The following is a 23,370-nucleotide window of genomic DNA, read 5'->3' as shown; positions in this document are numbered from 1 at the left end:
TCATGAGCACATCCGTGGTCCTCCCCGCGCTCGGTGAGAGCGTCACCGAGGGAACGGTCACCCGCTGGCTCAAGAAGGTCGGTGATTCCGTCCAGGCCGATGAAGGACTCCTGGAGATCTCGACCGACAAGGTCGACACCGAGATCCCCTCGCCCGTCAGCGGCGTCATCGAGGAGATCCTCGTGCAGGAGGACGAGACCGTCGAGATCGGCGCCGTGCTCGCGAAGATCGGTGACGGCTCGTCCGCGCCGGCCGAGTCCGAGCCCGCCGAGTCCGCTCCGGCCGAGTCCGCACCTGAGCAGTCCGCGCCCGAGCAGTCCGCACCCGCCGAGCCCGCCCCGCAGGAGACTCCCGCCGAGTCCGCACCGGCACCGGCGGCATCCGGTGACGCGAAGGACGTCGTCCTCCCCGAGCTCGGTGAGAGCGTCACCGAGGGCACCGTCACGCGCTGGCTCAAGCAGGTCGGCGACGACGTCGCGGTCGACGAGCCCCTCCTCGAGATCTCGACCGACAAGGTCGACACCGAGATCCCCTCGCCCATCGCCGGCACGCTGACCGAGATCCTGGTCCAGGAGGACGAGACCGTCGAGGTCGGCGCCGTCCTGGCCCGCGTCGGATCCGGCGCCGCCGCGGCACCCGCTGAATCGGCCCCCGCGGCACCCGCCGAGGAGAAGGCCCCCGAGGCCCCGGCGCCCCAGAGCGAGGCGCCCGCCGCCGAGCAGTCCAAGGCCGAGGAGCCGAAGGCTGAGGAGCCGAAGGCTGAGCAGCCCAAGGCCGAGCAGCCCGCTCCGGCCGCACCGGCGCCGGCCGAGTCGGCGTCGGACGACGAGGGCGTCACCTACGTGACCCCTCTCGTGCGCAAGCTCGCCCAGCAGCACGGCGTCGACCTGTCGAACGTGCGTGGCAGCGGCGTCGGTGGACGCATCCGCAAGGAGGACGTCCTCAAGGCCGCCGAGGCCCCCAAGGCCGAGTCCGCACCGGCCGCTGCCGCCGCGCCGGCGCCCGCCGCCGTCGAGGTCTCGCCGCTGCGCGGCACCACCCAGGCGATGTCGCGTCTGCGCAAGGTGCTCGCCAGCCGTGCCGTCGAGTCGATGCAGCAGACCGCTCAGCTGACGACGGTCGTCGAGGTCGACGTCACGAAGCTCGCGAACTACCGCGACTCGGTGAAGAACTCGTTCCTCGAGAAGACCGGCGACAAGCTGTCGTTCCTGCCGTTCTTCGCGCTGGCGGCCGCCGAAGCCCTCAAGGCGTTCCCGATCATCAACGCGACCGTCGACGGCGACCAGATCGTCTACCCGGCGAGCGAGAACCTCTCGATCGCGGTCGACACCGAGCGGGGTCTGCTGACGCCCGTCCTGCGTGACGCGGGCGACAAGAACATCGCTCAGATCGCGCACGAGATCGCTGATCTCGCCGACCGCACGCGCAACAACAAGCTGAAGCCCGACGAGCTCGCCGGTGGCACGTTCACGCTCACCAACACCGGTTCGCGTGGCGCGCTGTTCGACACCCCCGTGGTGTTCCTGCCGCAGTCGGCCATCCTGGGCACGGGCGTCGTCGTGAAGCGTCCCGGAGTCGTCTCGGTCGACGGGAAGGACGCGATCAGCGTCCGCTCCTACGTCTACCTGGCGCTGTCCTACGACCACCGCGTCATCGACGGTGCCGACGCCGCGCGCTTCCTCAGCGCGGTGAAGGCTCGCCTCGAGGCGGCGCAGTTCGAGGGTCAGCTCGGCGTCTGACACCCCCAGCGGGATCATGGCTGGTCCGCGAGGTCGTACACCTCGCGGACCAGCCATCGCTTTTCCACCCGCACCATGACGAGCACCTGGGTCACCTCGGCCGTCACGATCCGGACGGCCGCGGCACCGCCGTACTCGTCGACCACCTCCACCGCGTAGTCCCCACCCGCGGCGTCGATCGGTCGGGCCGATCCGGGCTCCTCCCAGAGCTTTTCGAGACACGCGTCGTCACCACAGGCAGCCAGCGCGTCCACCAGGCCGCGAGCCGCGTCGACGATCTCCGCCGGCCCCTCATCGGACCGGGCGGCGTCCTCCGTCGCAGGATCCTCGTCGCGCACCGGAGAGGCGGATGCCGACGGCGCCGCCGCGCGCGTCGGATCAGCGGACCCGCCGGCCGCCGCTGCCGGGCGCTCCCCCTCCCCTGACGGCCACAGGGCGCCCCCGACGATGACCGCCGTGGCCACGGCTGCCGCGACGAGGAGGACACGGCGCCGTCCCCCCGTGGGCCGGTCTGCCTGCCGATCACCCGCGCGCGGCGTCGCACGGGTGCGACGGACGACCGCGGCCCACGCGCGCCCGACCCGCTCGGCGACCCCCACGTCCACCAAGCGCGCGAGCAGGTCCCGCACGGTGCCGGCGACGCTCCCACTCGCGTGCGGAGGAGCCACGGCGCGTTCGCGTCTCTTGGGCAGGTGCCCGTCCTCGCGCCGTTCCGTCGGAAGCGGTTCGGGATCCGCCGCGGCGAACAACGCGCCTTCGATCGCTTCGCCCTCTCTCCGCAGAAGCCGGGGGTCGCCGATCGCCGCTGCGGCGCTCTCGAGTGCTCGCTGCAGCGCCGGGTCTGCGGCATCCACCCGCCGGAGGAGGTCGACGGTGTCCTCGCGCCAGGCGAGCGTGCCGGTCAACGCGAGGACGGGTCTGCCCTCTGTTGTGACCCACCATCGTCCGGCCTCGGCACCGAGTCCGTCCGCCTCGCGTGCGCCTCGGAGGGCGCTGACCGCCAGCGTGACGAGGACACCCGGCGGAGGCGAGCCGTCCGTCAGCACCCCGTCGAGCCTGACGGGACAGTGCGGCAGGACGACACGGGAACCTTCCGGCGTCCCCGCGGCGTCCATCGGGGCGAGGAGGTGCTCGGCCCCGTGCGCCGCCCACGCGGGCGAGGCACCGAAGGCAGCGGCGTCCACCCACACGGTCGGCGGGTCACCGGCGCGCAGTACCCCGGCGAACGGGGCCTCGGCCGCGGTGAGCTCGCGCAGCGCCGGCGGGATGTCCAGAGCGACGGGTTCCATTCCTCCACCCTCCGCCCGCGCCCACCATCATCGGCTGCGCCCCGACGACCGGTGGACAGCCGCCCGCGCCCGACGACGTGTGAAGAAGTCCGCGGGCCGCGAAGGTAGGCTGAGCACATGGCATCCCGCAGTACCGCACCTGAGAAGCGCCCCGGATTCTTCTCCCAGATCCGCTCGCTGTACACGTTCACCCGGAGCGAGTTCCGGTGGTTGCCGTGGGCCTTGATCGGTGCCCTGCTCCTCGGTGTCGCCCTGGGCGTCGGCCTCGGCTTCCTCGTGCCGCCGGTGGAGATCTGGAGCGTCATCCTCTGGGGTGTCAGCGGCCTGCTCATGGGCTTCCTCTTCGCGATGATCCTGCTGACGCGCCTGTCGACCCGGGTCATGTACAAGAAGCTCGACGGGATGCCGGGTGCCACCGGGCACATCCTCTCGACCGGTCTCGGTCGGAGCTGGGTGACGTCCGACATGCCCGTGGGTGTCAACCCGCGGACGCAGGACGCCGTCTACCGGGCCGTCGGTCGCGGCGGGGTCGTCATCATCGGAGAGGGTGCGCGTGGGCGACTGACGCGCCTCGTGAACGACGAGCGCAAGAAGGTCGCGCGGGTCGCCTCGGGCATCAACATCGAGGTCCTTTACGTCGGCGACGGCGAGGGTGACGTCCACATCTCCAAGCTCGCCAAGACCATCAAGGCGCTGCCCAAGACCGTCGATCGCGCCACCCTCGCGGCCGTCGTCAAGCGCATCGACTCGGTGTCGCAGTCGGTGACGTCGCTGCCGATCCCCAAGGGCATCGACCCGACGCGCGCCCGCGCTCCGCGACCCCGGTAAGCCGCTGCGTCAGCCGCGGACGAGGACGGTTCCGACCGCCTTGTCGTGGAGGCCACGCTGGTCGGCGTCCCAGATCACCGCGGGCAGCACGACGACGAGCAGTGCTGTGCGGACGATCGGACGCCAGAGGCCGGGCCATCCGCCCCGCGCCAGCTCCACCCGCATCCCGAGGATCCGGTGACCCGGACTCCCGCCGATCGTGGGGATGAACAGGATCTGCAGGGCGGCGAACACGATCATCGGCGCGAACAGCGTCCAGCCGGCCTTCTCGGGCAGGGCGAACTGGTCGTATCCGAAGAACGCGGTCGCCAGGACCGTCGCCGCCGCGTAGTCGATGAACAGGGCGCCGATGCGTCGCCCGGGCCGACCGATGCTGCCGCGGCCGGTGGCGGGACGGCCGAGCCGTTCGCCGGGGTAGTCGGGCAGGGTCGATGACACCGTCTCAGCGTAATCCGGACCGCGTAACATCCTCGAAACATCGGGGACACTGCCGGGCAACTGCACCCCGATAGGTTCGAGGAGCGCCTGATCCGACGGGCGACGACAACGCACCCGATCTTGGAGACTCCATGTTCAAAGATTCTTCCGAGGTGCTCGCGTTCATCAAGGACGAGGACGTCAAGTTCCTCGACATCCGTTTCACGGACCTCCCTGGTGTGCAGCAGCACTTCAACATCCCGGCCTCGACCGTCGACGAGGAGTTCTTCACGGTCGGCCAGCTCTTCGACGGCTCCTCGATCCGCGGCTTCGCGAACATCCACGAGTCGGACATGCAGCTCATCCCGGATGTCACGACGGCCTACCTCGACCAGTTCCGCGAGGCGAAGACGCTCGTCATGATCTTCGACATCTACAACCCGCGCACCGGCGAGATCTACCACAAGGACCCGCGTCAGGTCGCCAAGAAGGCGGAGAAGTACCTCGCGTCGACCGGCATCGCCGACACCGCGTTCTTCGCCCCCGAGGCGGAGTTCTACATCTTCGACGACGTCCGCTACGAGGTGAAGCAGAACTCGAGCTTCTACTCCGTCGACTCCGAAGAGGGCGCCTGGAACACCGGCCGCGCCGAAGAGGGCGGCAACCTCGCCAACAAGACGCCGTACAAGGGCGGATACTTCCCGGTCAGCCCGGTCGACAAGACCGCCGACCTGCGTGACGACATCACCCTGAAGCTGATCGAGGCCGGTTTCGTCCTCGAGCGCTCGCACCACGAGGTGGGCACCGGCGGCCAGCAGGAGATCAACTACCGCTTCGACACCATGGTGCACTCGGCGGACGACATCCTGAAGTTCAAGTACATCGTCAAGAACACCTGCGAGCAGTGGGGCAAGGTCGCGACCTTCATGCCCAAGCCGCTCTTCGGCGACAACGGCTCCGGCATGCACACGCACCAGTCGCTGTGGCTCGACGGCAAGCCGCTCTTCTACGACGAGAAGGGCTACGGCGGACTGTCGGACACCGCCCGCTGGTACATCGGCGGCCTGCTGGCGCACGCCCCCGCGGTCCTCGCGTTCACCAACCCGACGATCAACTCGTACAAGCGACTGGTCAAGGGCTACGAGGCGCCGGTCAACCTGGTCTACTCGGCCGGCAACCGCTCGGCGGCCATCCGCATCCCGATCACCGGGTCGAACCCGAAGGCCAAGCGCATCGAGTTCCGCGCACCGGATGCCTCCGGTAACCCGTACCTCGCCTTCGCCGCGCAGATGATGGCCGGCCTCGACGGCATCATCAACCGCATCGAGCCGCACGAGCCGGTCGACAAGGACCTGTACGAGCTTCCCCCTGAGGAAGCCAAGAACATCCCGCAGGTCCCGAACTCGCTCCTCGACTCGCTCGAGGCGCTGCGCGCCGACCACGAGTTCCTGACGCGGGGCAACGTGTTCACCCCCGAGCTCATCGAGACGTGGATCGAGTACAAGATCGAGAACGAGATCAAGCCGATCGCGGCGCGTCCGCACCCGTTCGAGTACGAGCTGTACTTCGGGGTCTGATCTCCCGACTGTGAAGGCCCGCCGGCATCGCGCCGGCGGGCCTTTCGCGTCTGCGGTCTCGGGTCAGAACCCGGGGAGGTTGATGTCCTTGGGGTCGACCTCGACCTCGCCGACGTCGTCGGGTCCCCCGGTGCCCGGTGCGACCTGCACCTGATCCTCGTCGATGTCGCCCGCCACCTCGTCGGAGACGTGCTCGTCCTGCTTCTGCTGCGTCTCGGTCTCGCTGCCGGGGCTGTACGCGGTGTCGTGATCGATCTGGTCGTCCTGCGAGTGGGCGGTGTCGGTGGCCTCGGTGGGATCGACCGGAGCGGAGTTCTGATCGTTCGTCATGTCTGGACGGTACGGCCCCGCACGGCAGCCGCCGGACCCCTTGACAGGTCAGTGAACGGAAGCGGACGAACTGTCGCGGTGCTCCTTGTGGCCTCCGCGGAGCCGGCCGACGAGCATGATCACCCCGACGATCACGAGGCCGAGGAGAAGGCCGGCGATCGCGGAGACCAGCGTCTCGCCGACCCAGACCACGACCGGACCGGCAGCCTCGAGCAGGTGCTCGACGCCGTGCAGGAGGTCGGTCGTCCAGTGCCATCCGACCTTGCCCACGTTCTCGAGGACGAGGTGTCCACCGACCCACAGCATCGCCACGGTCCCCAGGATGCTGATCCCGCGGAAGACGGCGGGCATGGACCGCACGATGCGGGCGCCGTTGTGGCGGACGCGCTTGACCGGGCTCTTCGCCATCCGCAGACCGATGTCATCGATCTTCACGAGCAGGGCGACGGCCCCGTAGACGAGCAGCGTCATCATGAATCCGATGACGGCCAGGATGGCGAGGGTCTGCCAGATCCCGAGCCCTTCCTCCAGGCTGTCCAGCGAGATGAGCATGATCTCGCTCGAGAGGATGAGGTCGGTGCGGACGGCGCCCAGCACGAGCTTCTTCTCGTCGCGCTCCGCCTCCTCCTCCGCGTGGAGGTGAAACCCGAACCACTCGAGGACCTTCTCCGCACCCTCGAAGCAGAGGAAGGCGCCGCCCAGGATCAGGAGGTAGGGCAGCACCCACGGTGCGAAAGCGGTCAGTACGAGGGCGATCGGGATGATGATCAGGAACTTGTTGATCAACGAGCCGAGGGCGATCTTGCCGACGATCGGCAGTTCACGGGCCGGGGTCACACCCTGCACGTACTGCGGGGTCACCGCGGCGTCGTCGATGACGACGCCCGCAGTCTTGGACGACGCCTTCAGGGCGGCGCTCAGGATGTCGTCGACGACGGCCAGCAGTCCAACGGACATGGGGGAAGCCTTTCGGTGGGTCGGCGCTCAGCCGTAGAAGAGATTCTCGAAGGCGCGGCGGGCTCGCCGCGCGGTCCGCAGCCAATCCTCCTCCACCTGCGTGGCCGAGCGCGGTTCATACTCCAGGAGGCGGCCGATCCCGTCGAGTTTGCCACGGTCGCTCGGCAGCACGTCGCTCGTCTGACCGGACAGGAGCGTGTTCGCCGAACGGAGGCGACTCGCGAGCCACCAGGCGGACGACAGCCTCTCGGCTGCGGCATCCGGGATCAATCCGGCGCCCTGCGCTGCCGCGAGTGCCTGCGTCGTTGACGTCGTCCGAAGACCCTCGACCTGCGCGGCGTGCTGCAACTGGAGCAGCTGCACGAGCCATTCGACGTCGCTGAGGCCGCCGGGGCCGAGCTTCAGATGACGCGACCGGTCGGCCCCCTGCGGCAGCCGCTCGTTCTCGACGCGCGCCTTGATGCGTTTGATCTCGCGCAGGCCCTGCGGATCGGGATCGAGCGGATAACGGACCTCGTCCGCCAACGCCATGAACCGCGCGATCAGCTTGACGCTGCCGGCGACGCCCCTCGCCCGCAGCAGGGCCTGAGCCTCCCACGACAGGGACCAGCGCCGGTAGTACTCGGCATAGGCGTCGATCGAGCGCGCCATGGGCCCGTTCCGGCCCTCGGGCCGCAGCCCCGCGTCGAGGTCGAACGGCGCGCGATGGTCCTCGGAATGCGTGCGCAGACCCTGCACGATCTTCAGCGCGAGATCGTGGGCGCGCTGGGGCGGCACACCGTTGGGATCGTAGACGAACATGACGTCGGCATCCGATCCGAAGCCCAGCTCGCCGCCACCGAAGCGCCCCATCGCGATCACCGCGAAATCGAGCGAATCGTCCTCGGGGGGCACGACCTCCCGCCAGACGGCCCGCAGTGTCGCCTGGATCGTCACCTCGCTGATGGACGTGAGACCGTCGGCGAGCTCGGCCATCGTCAACTCGCCGAGCAGGCCGCCGAGGGCGAGACGCAGCAGTTCCCGGCGTCGCAGCGCACGGACCGACCGCATCGCGTCGCCGATCGACTCGTGACGGGCCTGGATGGCGCGAGCCTCCTGCTGCAGGGCGAAGCCGGACCTCGGGCGCAGCTGTTCGGACGAGTCCAGCCACGCGACCGCCTCGGGGATCCACTCCATGAGGTCGGCGGCATAGCGGGAGCCGGAGAGCACGTGGGTGAGCCGTTCGGCCGCACCCGACGAGTCCCGGAGCATGCGGAGGAACCACGGCGTGTCGCCGAGGCGTTCGCTGATGCGGCGGAACGAGATCATCCCGTAGTCGGGGTCGACGCCGTCGGCGAACCACCGGATCATCACCGGCATGAGGTGCCGTTGGATGGTGGCCTTGCGGCTGAGTCCGCTCGTCAGTGCGCCGATGTGGCGGAGCGTGCCGGCGGGATCGCGGAAGCCGATGGCCGCGAGACGATCGTGCGCCTGCGTGGACGACAGCGCCCCCTGCTCCTCGGCCGGGAGGGCCGCCACGGCCGACAGCAGCGGCCGGTAGAACAGACGGATGTGGATCTCGCGTACCTGCTGCTTGATCCGCTCCCAGACCGCACCGATGCCCGCCGCGTCGGTGGCGAGGCCCGTGGCGCGCGCCAGGACGCGCAGCTCGTCGTCCGTGGTCGGCATGAGGTGCGTGCGCTGCAGGCGGCGCAGCTGCAGTCGGTGCTCCATGACCCGGAGGGTGCGGTAGTGCTGGCCGAAGGCCGCGGCATCCGTCCGTCCGATGTACCCCTCCCCGACGAGCGCGACGAGGGCCCCGAGCGTGCTCTGCTGCCGGATCCCCTCGTCGGCGAGACCGTGGACCAGTTGCAGCAGCTGAACCGTGAACTCGATGTCGCGGATGCCGCCCGGCCCGAGCTTCAACTGCCGCGCGACCTCGTCGGCGGGGATGTGATCCGTCACGCGTTCGCGCATCCGCTGCACGCTGTCGACGAAGTTCTCGCGCGCGCTGCTCGTCCACACCTGCGGCTGCACGGCCGCGCAGTACTCCTCCCCCAGCGCCAGGTCGCCCGCGAGCGGGCGCGCCTTGAGGAGGGCCTGGAACTCCCAGCTCTTCGCCCACCGGGCGTAGTAGGACAGGTGCGAGTCGAGGGTCCGCACGAGCGCACCCTGCTTGCCCTCGGGGCGCAGGTTGGGGTCGACCTCCCACAGCGGCGGTTCGATCTCGACGTCCGAGATGCCGCGCATCGTGAGGGTGGCGAGACGGGTCGCGATGTCGATCGCGCGCCCCTCCGCCAGGTCGGCGCCGTCGACGACACCCGCGACGAAGATCACGTCGACGTCGCTCACGTAGTTCAGTTCGCGGGCCCCGGTCTTGCCCATCCCGATGACGGCCAGCCGCGTCGCCGCGACCTGCTCGCGCGGGAACATCGCGAGCGCCGCGCGCGTCCGCGCCGCGCACAGCGAGGCGTCCAGGGCGGCGCCGGCGGCGTCGGCGAGAGCGGCCGCGACCTCGGGCAGGACGTCGGTCGCGTCGTCCGCGGCGAGATCGTACGCCGCGATGAGGGCGACGATCCGCCGGTAGCGGACGCGCAGGGCGACCCACGCGGATTCATCGGATGCCGCCGCGAAACCGTCGGCATCCGCTCCGATCGCCTCGAGCAGCCCCTCCCGCATCGCCTGCGGCGAGGGGAGCATGCGACCGGCCCCGACGAGGTGGGTGAGCTCCTCGGGGTGGCGGAGGAAGAAGTCCGCGAACCCCGACGAGGCACCGAGCAGCGACCACAGCACCGCGCCCGCGTCGTCCATGGCGGTGCGCAGGGCGGCGGCATCGCGCCGGCCGATCCGCACGCAGGCCTGCACCGCGCCGTCGGGATCCGCCGCTCGCTGGGCGCTCTCGACGAGGTGGCCGCGGTCGATCCCGGTGAGGGAGCTCAGCTCGTCGAGGGCGTCGGAGGATGTCTCGAGGTCGGAGAAGCCCGCACGGGCCAGATCGGTGAGTGCTGCGCGTCGCTCGGTGGAGGCCATCGCCTCAGAGCATCTCGAGGTTCTTCTGCAGCTCGAACGGGGTGACCTGCGACCGGTACTCCTGCCACTCGCGGCGCTTGTTCAGCAGCACGTAGTTGAACACCTGCTCGCCGAGAGTCTCGGCGACGAGCTCGGACTCCTCCATGTACTCCAGGGCGTGGTCGAGGCTCGAGGGAAGCGGGCCGTAGCCGAGGGCCCGGCGCTCGGCATCCGTCAACGACCACACGTTGTCCTCGGCCTCGGGCGGGAGCTCGTACTCCTCCTCGATGCCCTTGAGGCCGGCGGCGAGCATGAGCGCGTACGCGAGGTACGGGTTGGCGGCGGAGTCCAGCGCGCGGTACTCGACGCGCGTCGACTGGCCCTTGTTGGGCTTGTACATCGGCACCCGCACGAGCGCGGAGCGGTTGTTGTGGCCCCAGCAGATGAAGCTCGGCGCCTCGTCCCCGCCCCAGAGGCGCTTGTAGGAGTTCACGAACTGGTTCGTGACGGCCGAGATCTCGTTCGCGTGGCGCAGGAGGCCGGCGATGAACTGGCGGCCGGTCTTGGAGAGCTGGTACTGCGCGCCCTCCTCGTAGAACGCGTTCATGTCGCCCTCGAACAGGGACATGTGCGTGTGCATGCCGCTGCCCGGCTTGCCGCTGAGGGGCTTCGGCATGAACGTCGCGTAGACGCCCTGCTCGATCGCCACCTCCTTCACGACGGTGCGGAACGTCATGATGTTGTCGGCCGTCGCCAGCGCGTCGGCGTACCGGAGGTCGATCTCGTTCTGACCCGGCCCACCCTCGTGGTGGCTGAACTCGACGGAGATGCCGAGGTCCTCCAGCATCCGCACCGAGCGGCGGCGGAAGTCGTGCGCCGTGCCGCCGGGGACATTGTCGAAGTAGCCCGCCGAGTCGACGGGCTCGGGGCCCTCGGGACCGAAGGACGACGACTTGAGCAGGTAGAACTCGATCTCGGGGTGCGTGTAGAAGGTGAAGCCGGCGTCCCCCGCCTTGGCGAGGGCGCGCTTGAGCACGTTGCGCGGATCGGCGACCGCGGGCTGCCCGTCGGGGGTCGTGATGTCGCAGAACATGCGCGCCGTCGGGTCGATCTCGCCGCGCCAGGGCAAGGTCTGGAACGTGGAGGGGTCCGGGTGGGCCAGCAGGTCGGACTCGTAGGAACGGGTCAGACCTTCGATCGCGGACCCGTCGAAGCCGAGACCCTCCGCGAAGGCGCCCTCCACCTCGGCGGGGGCGATCGCGACCGACTTCAGGGTTCCGGTCACATCGGTGAACCACAACCGGATGAACTTGACCCCCCGTTCCTCGATCGTCCTCAGAACGAAGTCACGCTGCTTGTCCATCGCATCCTTCCCGGTGCCGAGCCGACTGCAAGACTATCGGTCCGCCACGGCGCCGCACTCACGCGACGCGGGCGCGCCTCAGTCGTCTTCGGCCGCGTCCTCCGCCGCCCACGCGCGGGAGCGTTCGCGCATGATCTCGGGAGCGCGCGCCGCCTCTTCGGCGGTGTCGAACGGGCCGGCCCGATCGGCCGACGGCACCTCGAACCCCTGCTGCACCTCGCCCGTCTTCAGGTTGTACCAGTACTTGTCGGCGTCGCTCATGGGGTCCTCCTCGGCCTCGTGTGCTTCATCCTACGAAGGCGGCGCCCGGCATCCTACGATTCGCATCGCGCGGTCGCAGTAGGCTCGGAGGCATGACTGGGACCGCCACCACCGCCGTCGGCATCGACATCGGAGGGACGGGCATCAAGGGTGCCCTCGTCGACCTCTCGCAAGGAACGCTCCTCACCGACCGGATCAAGGTCCCGACGCCCAAGGGCGCCGAACCCGACGACGTGCTCACGGCCGTGCGCGAGGTGCTCGAAAAGCTGGAAGTCACCGACGCCGACGTCCCCCTGGGCGTCGCGTTCCCGGCGATCGTGAAGAACGGCCGCACCCTGTCCGCCGCGAACGTCGCCGACACGTGGATCGACTTCGAGGCCGAGGCGTTCTTCGAGAAGGGACTCGGCCGCCAGATCCACTTCGCCAACGACGCGGACGTCGCCGGCGTCGCCGAGATGCGCTACGGCGCCGCGAAGGACCGCGACGGCCTCGTCCTGCTGACGACCCTCGGCACCGGCATCGGCACCGCGATGATCTACAAGGGCGTCCTCGTTCCGAACACGGAGCTGGGCCACCTGCACCGCCCCGGTCACAAGAAGGACTTCGAGCACTTCGCCGCCTACTCGGCGATGGAGCGCGAGGAACTCGAATGGGATGCCTGGGCCGGCCGTCTGCAGCAGTACTACAGCCACCTCGAGTTCCTCTTCACGCCCGACCTGTTCGTCGTCGGCGGCGGCGTCTCGAAGCACGCCGACAAGTTCCTGCCGCTGCTCGATCTGAAGACCGAGATCGTCCCCGCCGTCCACCGCAACAACGCGGGCATCATCGGCGCGGCGGCGCTCGCTCTCGCGGGCGAGCGTGAGGACGTGCCGGCCGAGCAGGGCGGCGACCTGGCGGACACCACCGCGCGCTGACGCGTCGTCCGGGGGGCGAATGGGCCGGCCTGTACGCCGGGTTCTGTCCGGGGGTCCTCGCGGACCCCGTGGACGGTCATCTCTCTCGGCGACACGTTGCCGTGCCGCTCCAGCGGTCTACCCGGGGACTCAGCGGGCCGCGTCGGCATCCCCTGTCTGACCTTGCTCCGGGCGAGGTTTACCGTGCGGGTCGTGTCACCACGACCCCGGTGGTCTCTTACACCACCCTTTCACCCTTACCCCGGTCGGAACCGGGGCGGTCTGCTCTCTGTGGCACTGTCTCGCGGATCACTCCGGGTGGGTGTTACCCACCGCCCTGCCCTGTGGAGCCCGGACGTTCCTCGGTGCGCTCTCGCGCCACGCGACCGTCCAGCCGACCCATTCGCGGGGTCGAGTCTATCCGGCCGGCCGGTCACTCCTTCGCGGCGTCGATCCGGACCTGCAGGTCGAGGCGGAAGTCCAGCGGGATGTCGCCGAAGAGCAGGCGCGTGGCCGCATCGGCCGCGAGCGACACCGCCTCGGCCGCGAGCGCCGCGTGCGCGGCGGGCGTGTGGACGATGACCTCGTCGTGCAGGAAGAAGGCCAGGTGCGCCTGCCGTGCGTGGAGCGGACCCGACCGCGGCGCGGCATCCACCTCGTCGACGAGCGGCAGTGCCGCGAGGCGTGCACGCAGGTCGCCCAGCCACGCGAGGGCCCATTCCGCCGCCGTCCCCTGCACGACGAAGTTGCGCGTGAAGCGCCCACGGTCGCGCGCGGCGCGGCGGGCGCGCGTCCTGTCCGCCTCGGTCGCCTCGGGGTCCCCCGCGCTCCCCTGCAGCGCTCGCCACCCCGGCGACGGCGGCGGGCTGCTGCGCCCCAGCCACGTCGAGACGACCCCGCCCTCCTCGCCGACTCGCGCGGCGTCGTCGACGAGCCCCATGGCGCGCGGGTAGGCGCGGCGGAGGGCCGGCACGAGTCGTCCGCTGTCCCCCGTCGTCGCGCCGTACATCGCGCCGAGCAGCGCGAACTTCGCCTCGGACCGTGTGCTCACGACGCCGCGCGAGACGATGCCCTCGTAGAGGTCGGTGTCCCTCGCGCTGTCGGCGAGGGCGGCATCCCGCGACATCGCGGCGAGCACCCGCGGTTCGAGCTGCGCCACGTCGGCGACCACGAGCGACCATCCGGGGTCGGCCCGCACCGCGGGGCGCAGCTGACGCGGCATCTGGAGTGCACCTCCCCCGGACGACGCCCACCGTCCCGTGACCACGCCGCCCGGCACGTACACCGGGCGGAACCGGCCGTCGGGTGCCCACTCGTCGCGCCAGGCCCACCCGTTCGCGGTGAACAGCCGCATGAGGCGCTTGTACTCGAGCAGCGGCGCGATCACCGGATGGTCGTACTCGCGCAGCTCCCACTTGCTGGTCGACGCCGCCGCGACCCCCACGCGGTGCAGCGCGCGCAGGAGCTTCGGCTGCGAGTCGAGGCTGACACCGGGGTCGCCGAGGAGCGCACGGACCTCGGCGCCGAGCGCCTCGATGCGCGCGGGCAGGCGTCCGGCGGGTTCCCGGGGCCCCAGCAGCCCGGTCAGGATCCCGTCGTGCACCTCCGCGTCCCAGGGAACGCCCGCCGCGTGCATCTCGGTCGCGACGAGGGCTCCGACCGATTCCGCGGCCACCAGCAGGCGCAGCCCCGCCGCGCTCGCGGCGATCACCTCGCGCTGACGTTCGAACTCCGCCAGGGCCGAGTCCAAGTCGTGGGGCACCTCGCGCGTGCCCGGATCGATGTCGAAGAGCGCGCTCGGTCCGTCATCGACGACGGATGCCGCGGCATCCCACTCCGTCGCAGAGCGCAGGCGGTCCGCTGCCACGGCACGCGCGCTGTCGCGCAGGATCGCGTGCGCGAGGCGCAGGTCGTGACACCGCGCGACGCGGACGCCTCCCGCGAGGAGGGCCGGGTACCAGGCGGTCGTGTCGCTCCACACCCAGCGGGCGGTGCCCTCCGTGCGCCGCACCCGATCGGCGAAGTCGCGCCTGTCGAGGCGGGTCGTGTCGCCGCGTGATCCGTCGGCGGCGACGGGGACGAGGGCGACACCGTCGCCGATGGCCCCCACCACGATCCAGGGGACGGCGTCCCCGGCGGAGGCGCCCGGGACGGTCAGAGCCCGGAGTCCTCGCCGCGGACAAGGATGCAGCCGCACTCGGGACACGTGACGACGTCGTCCTCGGCCGCCGCGCGGACGGTGTTCAGGTCGGTCCCCGACAGCACCATGCGGCACCCGCCGCAGGTGCGGTGCTGCAGGAGACCGGCGCCGACGCCCCGGGCCGCGAGGCGGTCGTACATCGCGACCAGGTCGGCCGGCAGGCTCGCCGCGATCGCGGCGCGGTCACGCGTGGCGGCCTCGTGGCGGGCGGTCGCGTCGGCCACGACCTCCTTGGCCTCGGCGCTCAGGCGGGCACCCTCCTCATTGACCGAGGCGATGAGCGCCTCCTGGGCGGCGACCGCGGCCTGCGCCTCCTCGAGGCGCTCCATGACCTCGAGCTCGGCGTCCTCGAGGTCGGACTTGCGCTTGGCGAGCGAGGCGATCTCGTGCTCGAGCCCCTGCGCGTCCTTCGCGCTCGACGTCGACGCGAGCCGCTCGTTGTCGCGGGCGGTCCGGGCGTCGACGACGGCGACGTCGGACTGGATGCGGGCGAGCTCCGCCTTCGCGTCGTCACGGGCACCGAGTCGACGGGTGAGCTCGGCCGAGTGCGTCGCGCGCTCGGCGAGCAGCTCCTTCACGCGGGCGGCCTGCGCGGGGTTGCGGCGAGCGTGATCCGCCTGCTGCGCGGCGAGGTCCGCATCGGCGAGATCGAGGAGGCGGCGCTGGTCGGCGAAGCTGGCTTTCACGCCCTCCAACCTACCCTCGGCCGACGGACCGCCGGGGCGTCGGCTACGAGCGGGATGCCGCAACGCACTAGCATGACGTGCCGGAATCGCGCGGGAGGAGATCAGCATGAGCATGCTGCGCACCAAGACGGTCGAACAGTCGATCGCCGACACCGAGGAGCCGGAGTTCCGCCTCAAGAAGTCGCTGTCCGCGCTCGACCTCACCGTCTTCGGCGTCGGTGTCGTCATCGGCGCCGGCATCTTCACCCTGACCGGGCGCGCCGCGCACGAGGTCGCCGGGCCCGCGATCGTCATCAGCTTCGTCGTCGCGGCCATCGCGTGCGGCCTGGCCGCCATGTGCTACGCCGAGTTCGCCTCCACCGTCCCGGTGTCGGGATCGGCGTACACCTTCTCCTACGCCTCCCTCGGCGAGCTCTTCGCCTGGATCATCGGGTGGGACCTCATCCTCGAGATGTTCCTCGGGGCGAGCGTCGTGGCGCAGGGGTGGAGCGCCTACCTCGGGTCGCTGATGGAACAGCTCGGCGCACCGATCCCCGCGGCCATCGGCTACGGCGGGACCATCGACGTGATGGCCGTGCTGCTCGTCGTCGTGCTGGGCGTGCTCATCACCCTCGGCATCCGGGAATCCCTGCGCGTCAACCTCGTCCTCGTCGCGGTCAAGCTCTTCATCGTCCTCTTCGTGATCATCGCCGGTCTCCTGTTCGTGAACCCCGCGAACTACTCCCCCTTCATCCCGGATGCCGCGCCGCGCGAGACGGCGTCGGGGCTCACGCAGCCCCTCCTGCAGTTCTTCTCCGGCATCGAGCCGACCGCCTTCGGCGTGGGCGGGATCTTCGCCGGCGCCGCGCTCGTCTTCTTCGCCTACATCGGGTTCGACGTCGTCGCCACCACGGCCGAGGAGACCAAGCGCCCGCAGCGCGACCTCCCGATCGGCATCATCGCCTCGCTCGTCATCTGCACGATCCTCTACGGCGCCGTCGCCCTCGTCGTCACCGGCATGGTGCCGTACCAGGACCTCGACCCGGCCGCCGCGCTCGCGAACGCCTTCGCCTTCCACGGCCAGACCTGGATGGCCACCGTCATCTCCGCCGGCGCCGTCGCGGGGCTCACGACGGTCGTCCTGACGCTCATGATCGGCGCGACCCGCATCATCTTCGCGATGTCGCGCGACGCGCTCCTGCCCCGCGGACTCGCGAAGGTGCACCCTCGCTTCCGGACCCCGTGGGTGATCTCGATCATCGTGACGGTCATCGTGGCCGTGGTCGCCGGGCTCACCCCCGTCGGCGTGCTGGAGGAGATGGTCAACATCGGCACGCTGTCGGCGTTCGTCCTCGTCTCCGTCGGGGTCATCGTGCTGCGCCGGCGTCGCCCCGACCTGCCGCGCGGGTTCCGCGTGCCGCTGAACCCGTGGCTTCCCGCCCTGTCGGCCGTCGTCTGCATCTACCTGATGCTGAACCTCACGGTCGAGACCTGGCTGCGCTTCCTCATCTGGCTCGCGCTCGGCTTCGTCATCTACTTCGCGTACTCGCGCCGGCACTCGCGGCTAGCGAAGGGCGGCGACCTGTACACCGCGCCCACCGCGCGGTGACGGCGCACCGGGCCTGCGGCTCCCGCCCGTAGACTCGGTCCGTCAGGGCCTTTAGCTCAGCTGGTAGAGCGCCACGTTTACACCGTGGATGTCGTCGGTTCGATCCCGGCAGGGCCCACTCCCGGCATCCGCCCTCCGCTGTCTCATTTCGCCGTCTCGAACGGCGAACGCCGCCGGGCGCAATGGGTAGGCTGAGGACAAGCGAGTTGTGCGCGGCGAACAAGCGCGCCCTCGCTCGAACCCTCCTTCCTGGCACGATCTGCCAGGCGACGAAAGGCCTCTTGTGACTGTCAACGATCAGGATCCGTACTCGCAGGGCCCGCAGGACAGCGACCCGGAAGAGACGTCGGAGTGGCAGGAATCCCTGCGCCAGCTCGTCGACGCCCGGGGCGCCGGCCGCGGCCGCGAGATCATGCTGAGCCTGCTGCAGAGCTCGCGCGAACTGCACCTGAATGTCCCGCAGGTCCCCACCACGGACTACATCAATACGATCCCGGCAGACAGCGAGCCCGAGTTCCCCGGTGACGAAGAGATCGAGCGTCGCTACCGCCGCTGGATCCGCTGGAACGCCGCGTTGACGGTGCACCGCGCTCAGCGTCCCGGCATCGGCGTCGGCGGTCACATCTCGACCTACGCCTCGTCGGCGGCCCTCTACGAAGTCGGTTTCAACCACTTCTTCCGCGGCCCCGACCACTCCAGCGGCGGCGACCAGGTCTTCTTCCAGGGCCACGCCTCCCCCGGCATGTACGCCCGCTCCTTCCTCGAGGGCGGGCTCACGAGCCAGCAGCTCGACGGCTTCCGCCAGGAGGCATCCGCTGCCCCCCACGGTCTGCCGTCGTACCCGCACCCGCGTCTCATGCCGGACTACTGGCAGTTCCCGACCGTGTCGATGGGTCTCGGTCCGATCAACGCCATCTACCAGGCGATGACGAACAAGTACCTCACCAACCGCGGGATCAAGGACCTCTCCGACTCGCACGTCTGGGCCTTCCTCGGCGACGGCGAGATGGACGAGGTCGAGAGCCGCGGTCAGCTGCAGGTCGCGGCGAACGAGGGCCTCGACAACCTCACCTTCGTCGTCAACTGCAACCTGCAGCGACTCGACGGCCCGGTGCGCGGCAACGGCAAGATCGTGCAGGAGCTCGAGAGCTTCTTCCGCGGCGCCGGCTGGAACGTCATCAAGGTCGTCTGGGGCCGCGAGTGGGACGACCTGCTCTCCCGCGACACCGACGGCGCGCTGCTGAACCTCATGAACAGCACCCCCGACGGTGACTTCCAGACGTACAAGGCCGAGAACGGCGCGTACGTCCGCGAGCACTTCTTCGGCCGCGACGAGCGCGCCGCCGCCCTCGTGAAGGACTACTCCGACGAGCAGATCTGGAACCTCAAGCGCGGCGGGCACGACTACCGCAAGGTGTTCGCGGCATACAAGGCCGCCGTCGAGCACAAGGGCCAGCCCACCGTCATCCTCGCCAAGACGGTCAAGGGATACGGCCTCGGTCCGCACTTCGAGGGGCGCAACGCGACGCACCAGATGAAGAAGATGACCCTGGACGACCTCAAGCTCTTCCGCGACCAGATGCACATCCCGCTGACGGACGCGCAGCTGGAGGAGAACCCGTACGAGCCGCCGTATTACCACCCGGGCGAGGGTGACGAGACGATCGAGTACATGGTCGAGCGCCGTCGCGCGCTGGGCGGCACGCTCCCGCAGCGTCGCAGCACGCACACCGCGATCAGCCTCCCCGACGACAGCGTCTACGCGCTGCCGAAGAAGGGGTCGGGCACGCAGGAGGTTGCCACCACGATGGCGTTCGTCCGCCTGCTCAAGGACCTGCTGCGCACGAAGGACTTCGGCCACCGCATCGTGCCGATCATCCCCGACGAGGCGCGCACGTTCGGTATGGACGCCTACTTCCCGACCGCGAAGATCTACAACCCGAACGGACAGAACTACACGTCCGTCGACCGCGAGCTGCTCCTGGCCTACAAGGAGAGCCCGCAGGGCCAGATCATGCACGTCGGCATCAACGAGGCCGGCGCCCTTGCCGCCTTCACGGGTGTCGGCACCTCCTACGCGACGCACGGCGAACCGCTCATCCCGGTCTACGTCTTCTACTCGATGTTCGGCTTCCAGCGCACGGGCGACGCCCAGTGGGCGGCGGGCGACCAGATGGCGCGCGGCTTCATCATCGGCGCCACCGCCGGACGGACCACGCTGACCGGCGAGGGCCTCCAGCACGCCGACGGCCACTCGCACCTGCTCGCCTCCACCAACCCGGCGACGGTCTCCTACGACCCGGCCTACGGCTACGAGATCGCGCACATCGTGCAGTCGGGACTCGAGCGCATGTACGGCGGGGAGCACGAGGACCCGAACGTCATGTACTACATCACGGTCTACAACGAGCCGATCGTCCAGCCGAAGGAGCCGGAGGATGTCGACGTCGACGGCATCATCCGCGGCATCCACCGCGTCGCGACCGGGTCGGGTGAGGGCCACCGTGCCCAGATCCTCGCCTCGGGCGTGGGTCTGCCGTGGGCGCTCGAGGCGCAGGATCTGCTGCAGAAGGACTGGGGCGTGAGCGCCGACGTCTGGTCGGTCACCAGCTGGACCGAACTGCGTCGTGACGGTCTGGCGGCGGACGAGCACAACTTCCTGCACCCGACCGAAGAGCCCAAGACGGCCTACGTCACCGAGAAGCTGCGCGACTCCGAGGGACCGATCGTCGCCGTCAGCGACTTCATGCACGCCGTGCAGGACCAGATCCGCCAGTGGATCCCCCGCCGGTACGCGACGCTCGGTGCCGACGGCTTCGGCTTCTCGGACACGCGCGCCGCGGCCCGTCGCCAGTTCAAGATCGACGGCCCGTCGATCGTCGTGCGCACGCTGCAGGCCCTGGCCGAGGACGGCGTCGTCGACCGCGGCCTGTCGGCTCAGGCGATCGAGAAGTACCGTCTGCACGACGTCAACGCCGGCACCTCCGGCAACGCGGGCGGCGAAGCCTGACCCGCGCGATGACCGAACGGCCGACCGCCCAGGAGAAGGCGGAGACACTGGCGTGGCTCCGTCGCATCTCGGGTGATCTCGCGACCACCACACTGCGCCGGCTCGAAGAGTCCCTGCCGTGGTACGCCGAGATGCCCCCCGGGCGGCGGTCGGCCGTCGGTCTCGTCGCGCAGTCGGGCATCTCGTCCTTCATCGACTGGTACGACGACCCGAACTCGACGCCGTGGATCGCGGCCGACATCTTCGCCTCCGCTCCCCGCGAGCTGCTGCGGAGCATCAGCCTGACCCAGACGCTCCAGCTGATCCGCGTGACGGTGGAGACGACCGAGGAACGTGTCGCGGGGCGCGGCAACGGGCTGCGCGAGAGCATCCTGCTGTACTCGCGCGAGGTCGCCTTCGCCGCCGCGGACGTGTACGCCCGCGCGGCCGAGGCGCGCGGACTGTGGGATGCCCGCCTCGAGGCGCTCGTCGTCGACTCGATCCTGACGGGCGAGGCCGACGAGGAGCTGCCGAGCCGCATCGCGGCGCTCGGCTGGCACGGCCACGGCGAGGTCGCCGTCCTGGTGGGGACGACACCGCCTCAGCTGGACGTCGACCAGGTGCGCCGGACGGCCCGCAAGCTCGGCGTCGACGTCCTCATTGGCGTGCAGGGTTCGCGCCTGGTGCTTGTCATCGGGCGGGCCGACCAGACGGGCCGGGAGGATGCCGAGGAGCTCCCGTTCACCGAGATCGCGACACGTCTCGAACCGGGGTTCGGGAGCGGTCATCTCGTGCTGGGCCCGACGGCGCCCGCCCTGCTGGATGCCGGCATCAGCGCGCGTGCCGCCCTCGCCGGCTTCGCGGTGGCGAAGTCTTGGCGTCACGCGCCGCGGCCGGTCGACGCCGACGACCTGCTGCCCGAACGCGCCCTCGCCGGTGACCCCCTCGCGAAGGCCACCCTCATCGACAAGATCTACCGACCGCTGCAGGCGCACTCGACGGACCTCGTGACGACCCTCTGGAGCTACCTCGACAACGGTCGCTCGCTCGAAGCGACGGCCCGCGAGCTCTTCGTCCACCCCAACACGGTGCGGTACCGCCTGAAGCGGGTGTCGGACGTGATCGGGTGGGATGCCACCGGTCCCCGTGAGGCACTCATCCTCCAGACGGCGCTGATCCTCGGCTCGATCGGCGCCGAGGTGACCCGCCGACGCCCGGCGCGTCGCGGCTGATCCTGTACGACATAGACAAACGATCCGCACTTTGTTGTGCGCCGACCGACAGCACGTCCGACCCGAACTTGCAAGGATGGAAACCGTGATCATCGCCGTCTTCCCGGGCCAGGGTTCGCAGACCCCCGGGTTCCTCACCCCGTGGCTCGACACCGAAGGCACCCGCGAGCTGCTCGAGCAGTACTCCGCGTTCGCCGAGGTCGACCTCGTCGCCGCCGGAACCGAGTGGGATGCCGACCGCATCCGCGACACCAAGGTCGCCCAGCCCCTCATCGTCGCCGCGAGCCTGCTCTCCTGGCGGGCGCTCGTCGCCGCCGGTCACCGCCCGGACGGTGTCGCCGGGCACTCCGTGGGCGAGATCGCGGCGCTCGTCGCCGCCGGCGTCCTCACCGAGGAGGACGGTATGCGCCTCGTGGGCATCCGCGGCCGCGCGATGGCCGAGGCCGCCGCGCTCGAGGAGACCGGCATGAGCGCCGTCGTCGGAGGAGACGAGGCCACGGTGCTCGGCCGCCTCGAGGAGCTGGACCTCACCCCCGCCAACTACAACGGCGGCGGTCAGATCGTCGCCGCCGGCGCGCTGCCCGCCCTCGCGGAGCTCACCGCCGAAGCGCCGCGCGGCAGCCGCGTGATCCCGCTGCAGGTCGCCGGAGCGTTCCACACGCGGTACATGGCGCCGGCCGTCGACACGCTGCGGTCGGCCGCGGCCGACGTCTCGGCATCCGACCCCTCCCTCACGCTCTGGAGCAACCGCGACGGCGGCACCGTCACCGACGGCCGCGCCGCACTGGATCTGCTCGTCGCGCAGGTCGCCAACCCCGTCCGCTGGGATCTGTGCATGACTTCGTTCGCCGACAACGGCGTCACCGGGATCATCGAGCTCGCACCGGCGGGCACGCTCGTCGGACTCGCCAAGCGCGGGCTGCGCGGCGTACCGTCTGTTGCGGTGAAGACGCCCGAGGACCTCGCCGCCGCGAACGCCCTCCTGACCGGAGAGAACGCATGACCCCCCAGCTGATCCAGCCGACCGGCGCCGCCCACACCCGCATCTACTCCTATGGTGCGGCGCGCGGTCAGAACGCCGTCCCCAACGAGGACCTGATCGAACCGATCGACTCCAGCGACGAGTGGATCCGTCAGCGCACCGGCATCATCACCCGCGTGAGGGCGGATGCCGACACCTCGGCGATCGATCTCGCCGCCGACGCCGCCGCCGAGGCGATCGAACGCTCCGGCATCCCGGCCGACAAGATCGACGCCGTCATCGTCGCGACGATCTCGAACCCGAAGCAGACGCCGTCGGTCTCGGCGATCGTCGCCGACCGCGTGGGCGCGAACCCGGCGGCCGCCTACGATCTCAACGCCGCCTGCGCCGGCTTCGCCTACGGGGTCGCCCAGGCCGATGCCCTCATCCGCGCCGGCGCCGCCCACTACGCGGTCGTCATCGGTACCGAGAAGCTCAGCGACGTCGTGGACCCCACCGACCGCTCGATCTCGTTCCTCCTGGGCGACGGCGCGGGCGCGGTCGTCGTCGGACCGAGTGAGACTCCGGGCATCGGTCCGACCATCTGGGGCTCGGACGGCTCGAAGGCGGATGCCGTGGGCATGAACCACACGCTGACCGAGTTCCGCGACGGCCTCGCCCCCTGGCCCACCCTCCGTCAGGAGGGCCCGACGGTGTTCCGCTGGGCCGTCTGGGAGATGGTCAAGGTCGCACGGCAGGCCATCGAAGCCGCCGGGATCACCCCCGACGACCTGGCCGCCTTCGTGCCGCACCAGGCCAACATGCGCATCATCGACGAGTTCGCCAAGCAGCTGAAGCTGCCCGAGTCCGTCGTGATCGGTCGAGACATCGAGACGACGGGCAACACCTCCGCGGCATCCATCCCGCTGGCGACGCACCGTCTGCTCGAAGAGCACCCCGAACTCAGCGGCGGCCTCGCCCTGCAGATCGGATTCGGAGCCGGACTCGTGTTCGGCGCCCAGGTCGTCGTCCTCCCGTGACGACGGCACTCCCCCACCTAAACTGACTACCG

The 23,370-nt window shown here is 70.2% G+C and carries 18 protein-coding genes, 1 tRNA gene and 1 other RNA gene; 10 read left to right on the top strand and 10 right to left on the bottom strand.

Features of this window, described 5'->3' with window-relative positions; genetic code table 11:
* Window positions 1–2: 2 nt before the first annotated feature.
* The gene (sucB, locus tag Q9S71_RS09515; protein WP_311862005.1) at window positions 3–1,739 is read left to right on the top strand and encodes a 2-oxoglutarate dehydrogenase, E2 component, dihydrolipoamide succinyltransferase; all 1,737 of its coding nucleotides are present in this window, start codon (window positions 3–5) and stop codon (window positions 1,737–1,739) included.
* 14 nt (window positions 1,740–1,753) lie between these two features.
* Here sucB and Q9S71_RS09510 read toward each other — a convergent pair whose 3' ends face one another.
* On the bottom strand, window positions 1,754–3,028 hold the full coding sequence (locus Q9S71_RS09510; RefSeq protein ID WP_311862004.1) for a hypothetical protein: 1,275 nt from the start codon (window positions 3,026–3,028) through the stop codon (window positions 1,754–1,756).
* Between the two features lie 117 nt (window positions 3,029–3,145).
* On the opposite strand from Q9S71_RS09510, the gene Q9S71_RS09505 reads away from it, so the two are divergent.
* Entirely contained in the window at window positions 3,146–3,856 is a 711-nt protein-coding gene (locus Q9S71_RS09505; RefSeq protein WP_217531720.1) for a DUF4191 domain-containing protein, read from the top strand.
* A gap of 9 nt (window positions 3,857–3,865) precedes the next feature.
* Here the strand turns inward: Q9S71_RS09505 and Q9S71_RS09500 are convergent, their stop codons facing one another.
* Window positions 3,866–4,294, bottom strand: coding sequence for an RDD family protein (locus tag Q9S71_RS09500; RefSeq protein WP_422880352.1), 429 nt, complete (start codon window positions 4,292–4,294; stop codon window positions 3,866–3,868).
* 131 nt (window positions 4,295–4,425) lie between these two features.
* Here Q9S71_RS09500 and glnA (Q9S71_RS09495) point away from each other — a divergent pair, with 131 nt between their 5' ends.
* A complete protein-coding gene (gene glnA / locus Q9S71_RS09495) occupies window positions 4,426–5,850 on the top strand; it encodes a type I glutamate--ammonia ligase (protein ID WP_217531724.1) in 1,425 nt (474 codons plus the stop codon).
* A gap of 63 nt (window positions 5,851–5,913) precedes the next feature.
* On the opposite strand, the gene Q9S71_RS09490 is transcribed toward glnA (Q9S71_RS09495), so the two are convergent.
* From Q9S71_RS09490 to Q9S71_RS09470, 5 genes are all read right to left on the bottom strand, one after another.
* Window positions 5,914–6,180, bottom strand: a complete 267-nt coding sequence (locus tag Q9S71_RS09490) for a hypothetical protein (protein ID WP_311862002.1) — start codon at window positions 6,178–6,180, stop codon at window positions 5,914–5,916.
* Window positions 6,181–6,228: 48 nt separating this feature from the next.
* Window positions 6,229–7,137: a DUF808 domain-containing protein gene (locus Q9S71_RS09485; protein WP_311862001.1), complete on the bottom strand. Its 909-nt coding sequence runs from the start codon at window positions 7,135–7,137 to the stop codon at window positions 6,229–6,231.
* 27 nt (window positions 7,138–7,164) lie between these two features.
* Window positions 7,165–10,146 (bottom strand): bifunctional [glutamine synthetase] adenylyltransferase/[glutamine synthetase]-adenylyl-L-tyrosine phosphorylase, encoded by a 2,982-nt coding sequence (locus tag Q9S71_RS09480; RefSeq protein WP_311862000.1) that lies wholly within the window; start codon window positions 10,144–10,146, stop codon window positions 7,165–7,167.
* 4 nt (window positions 10,147–10,150) lie between these two features.
* Window positions 10,151–11,488, bottom strand: a complete 1,338-nt coding sequence (gene glnA / locus Q9S71_RS09475) for a type I glutamate--ammonia ligase (RefSeq protein WP_064002148.1) — start codon at window positions 11,486–11,488, stop codon at window positions 10,151–10,153.
* A 78-nt stretch (window positions 11,489–11,566) separates the two neighbouring features.
* Window positions 11,567–11,749 (bottom strand): hypothetical protein, encoded by a 183-nt coding sequence (locus Q9S71_RS09470; protein WP_064002149.1) that lies wholly within the window; start codon window positions 11,747–11,749, stop codon window positions 11,567–11,569.
* 92 nt (window positions 11,750–11,841) lie between these two features.
* Here Q9S71_RS09470 and ppgK point away from each other — a divergent pair, with 92 nt between their 5' ends.
* Window positions 11,842–12,663, top strand: a complete 822-nt coding sequence (ppgK, locus tag Q9S71_RS09465; RefSeq protein WP_311861999.1) for a polyphosphate--glucose phosphotransferase — start codon at window positions 11,842–11,844, stop codon at window positions 12,661–12,663.
* Between the two features lie 16 nt (window positions 12,664–12,679).
* Here the strand turns inward: ppgK and rnpB are convergent.
* From rnpB to Q9S71_RS09450, 3 genes are all read right to left on the bottom strand, one after another.
* Window positions 12,680–13,044, bottom strand: an RNA gene (rnpB, locus tag Q9S71_RS09460) — RNase P RNA component class A.
* A 31-nt stretch (window positions 13,045–13,075) separates the two neighbouring features.
* Window positions 13,076–14,800, bottom strand: coding sequence for a bifunctional 3'-5' exonuclease/DNA polymerase (locus Q9S71_RS09455; protein ID WP_422880361.1), 1,725 nt, complete (start codon window positions 14,798–14,800; stop codon window positions 13,076–13,078).
* The gene (locus tag Q9S71_RS09450) at window positions 14,797–15,528 is read right to left on the bottom strand and encodes a zinc ribbon domain-containing protein (protein ID WP_311861998.1); all 732 of its coding nucleotides are present in this window, start codon (window positions 15,526–15,528) and stop codon (window positions 14,797–14,799) included. Before Q9S71_RS09450 ends, Q9S71_RS09455 begins: the two co-directional genes overlap by 4 nt.
* A 106-nt stretch (window positions 15,529–15,634) precedes the next feature.
* Here Q9S71_RS09450 and Q9S71_RS09445 point away from each other — a divergent pair, with 106 nt between their 5' ends.
* The 6 genes from Q9S71_RS09445 (at window position 15,635) to Q9S71_RS09420 (ending at window position 23,338) form a co-directional block, all read left to right on the top strand.
* Window positions 15,635–17,116, top strand: coding sequence for an amino acid permease (locus Q9S71_RS09445; protein WP_311861997.1), 1,482 nt, complete (start codon window positions 15,635–15,637; stop codon window positions 17,114–17,116).
* A gap of 45 nt (window positions 17,117–17,161) precedes the next feature.
* Window positions 17,162–17,234: transfer RNA gene (locus tag Q9S71_RS09440), tRNA-Val, on the top strand.
* Window positions 17,235–17,399: 165 nt separating this feature from the next.
* A complete protein-coding gene (gene aceE, locus Q9S71_RS09435) occupies window positions 17,400–20,126 on the top strand; it encodes a pyruvate dehydrogenase (acetyl-transferring), homodimeric type (protein WP_311861996.1) in 2,727 nt (908 codons plus the stop codon).
* Window positions 20,127–20,134: 8 nt separating this feature from the next.
* A complete protein-coding gene (locus Q9S71_RS09430; RefSeq protein WP_311861995.1) occupies window positions 20,135–21,337 on the top strand; it encodes a PucR family transcriptional regulator in 1,203 nt (400 codons plus the stop codon).
* Window positions 21,338–21,422: 85 nt separating this feature from the next.
* Window positions 21,423–22,340, top strand: a complete 918-nt coding sequence (locus Q9S71_RS09425; protein WP_311861994.1) for an ACP S-malonyltransferase — start codon at window positions 21,423–21,425, stop codon at window positions 22,338–22,340.
* Window positions 22,337–23,338 carry a beta-ketoacyl-ACP synthase III gene (locus Q9S71_RS09420; protein WP_311861993.1) on the top strand — a complete coding sequence of 334 codons (1,002 nt, stop codon included), beginning with the start codon at window positions 22,337–22,339 and terminating at the stop codon, window positions 23,336–23,338. The genes Q9S71_RS09425 and Q9S71_RS09420 overlap by 4 nt, the downstream gene beginning before the upstream one ends.
* The last annotated feature ends 32 nt before the right edge of the window (window positions 23,339–23,370 follow it).

The sequence above is a fragment of the Microbacterium gawkjiense genome (assembly GCF_031932225.1).
GTDB classification, from domain to species: Bacteria; Actinomycetota; Actinomycetes; order Actinomycetales; family Microbacteriaceae; genus Microbacterium; species Microbacterium gawkjiense.
Note: the sequence above shows the minus strand (reverse complement) of the source record. Positions and strands in the feature narration are given on the sequence as shown.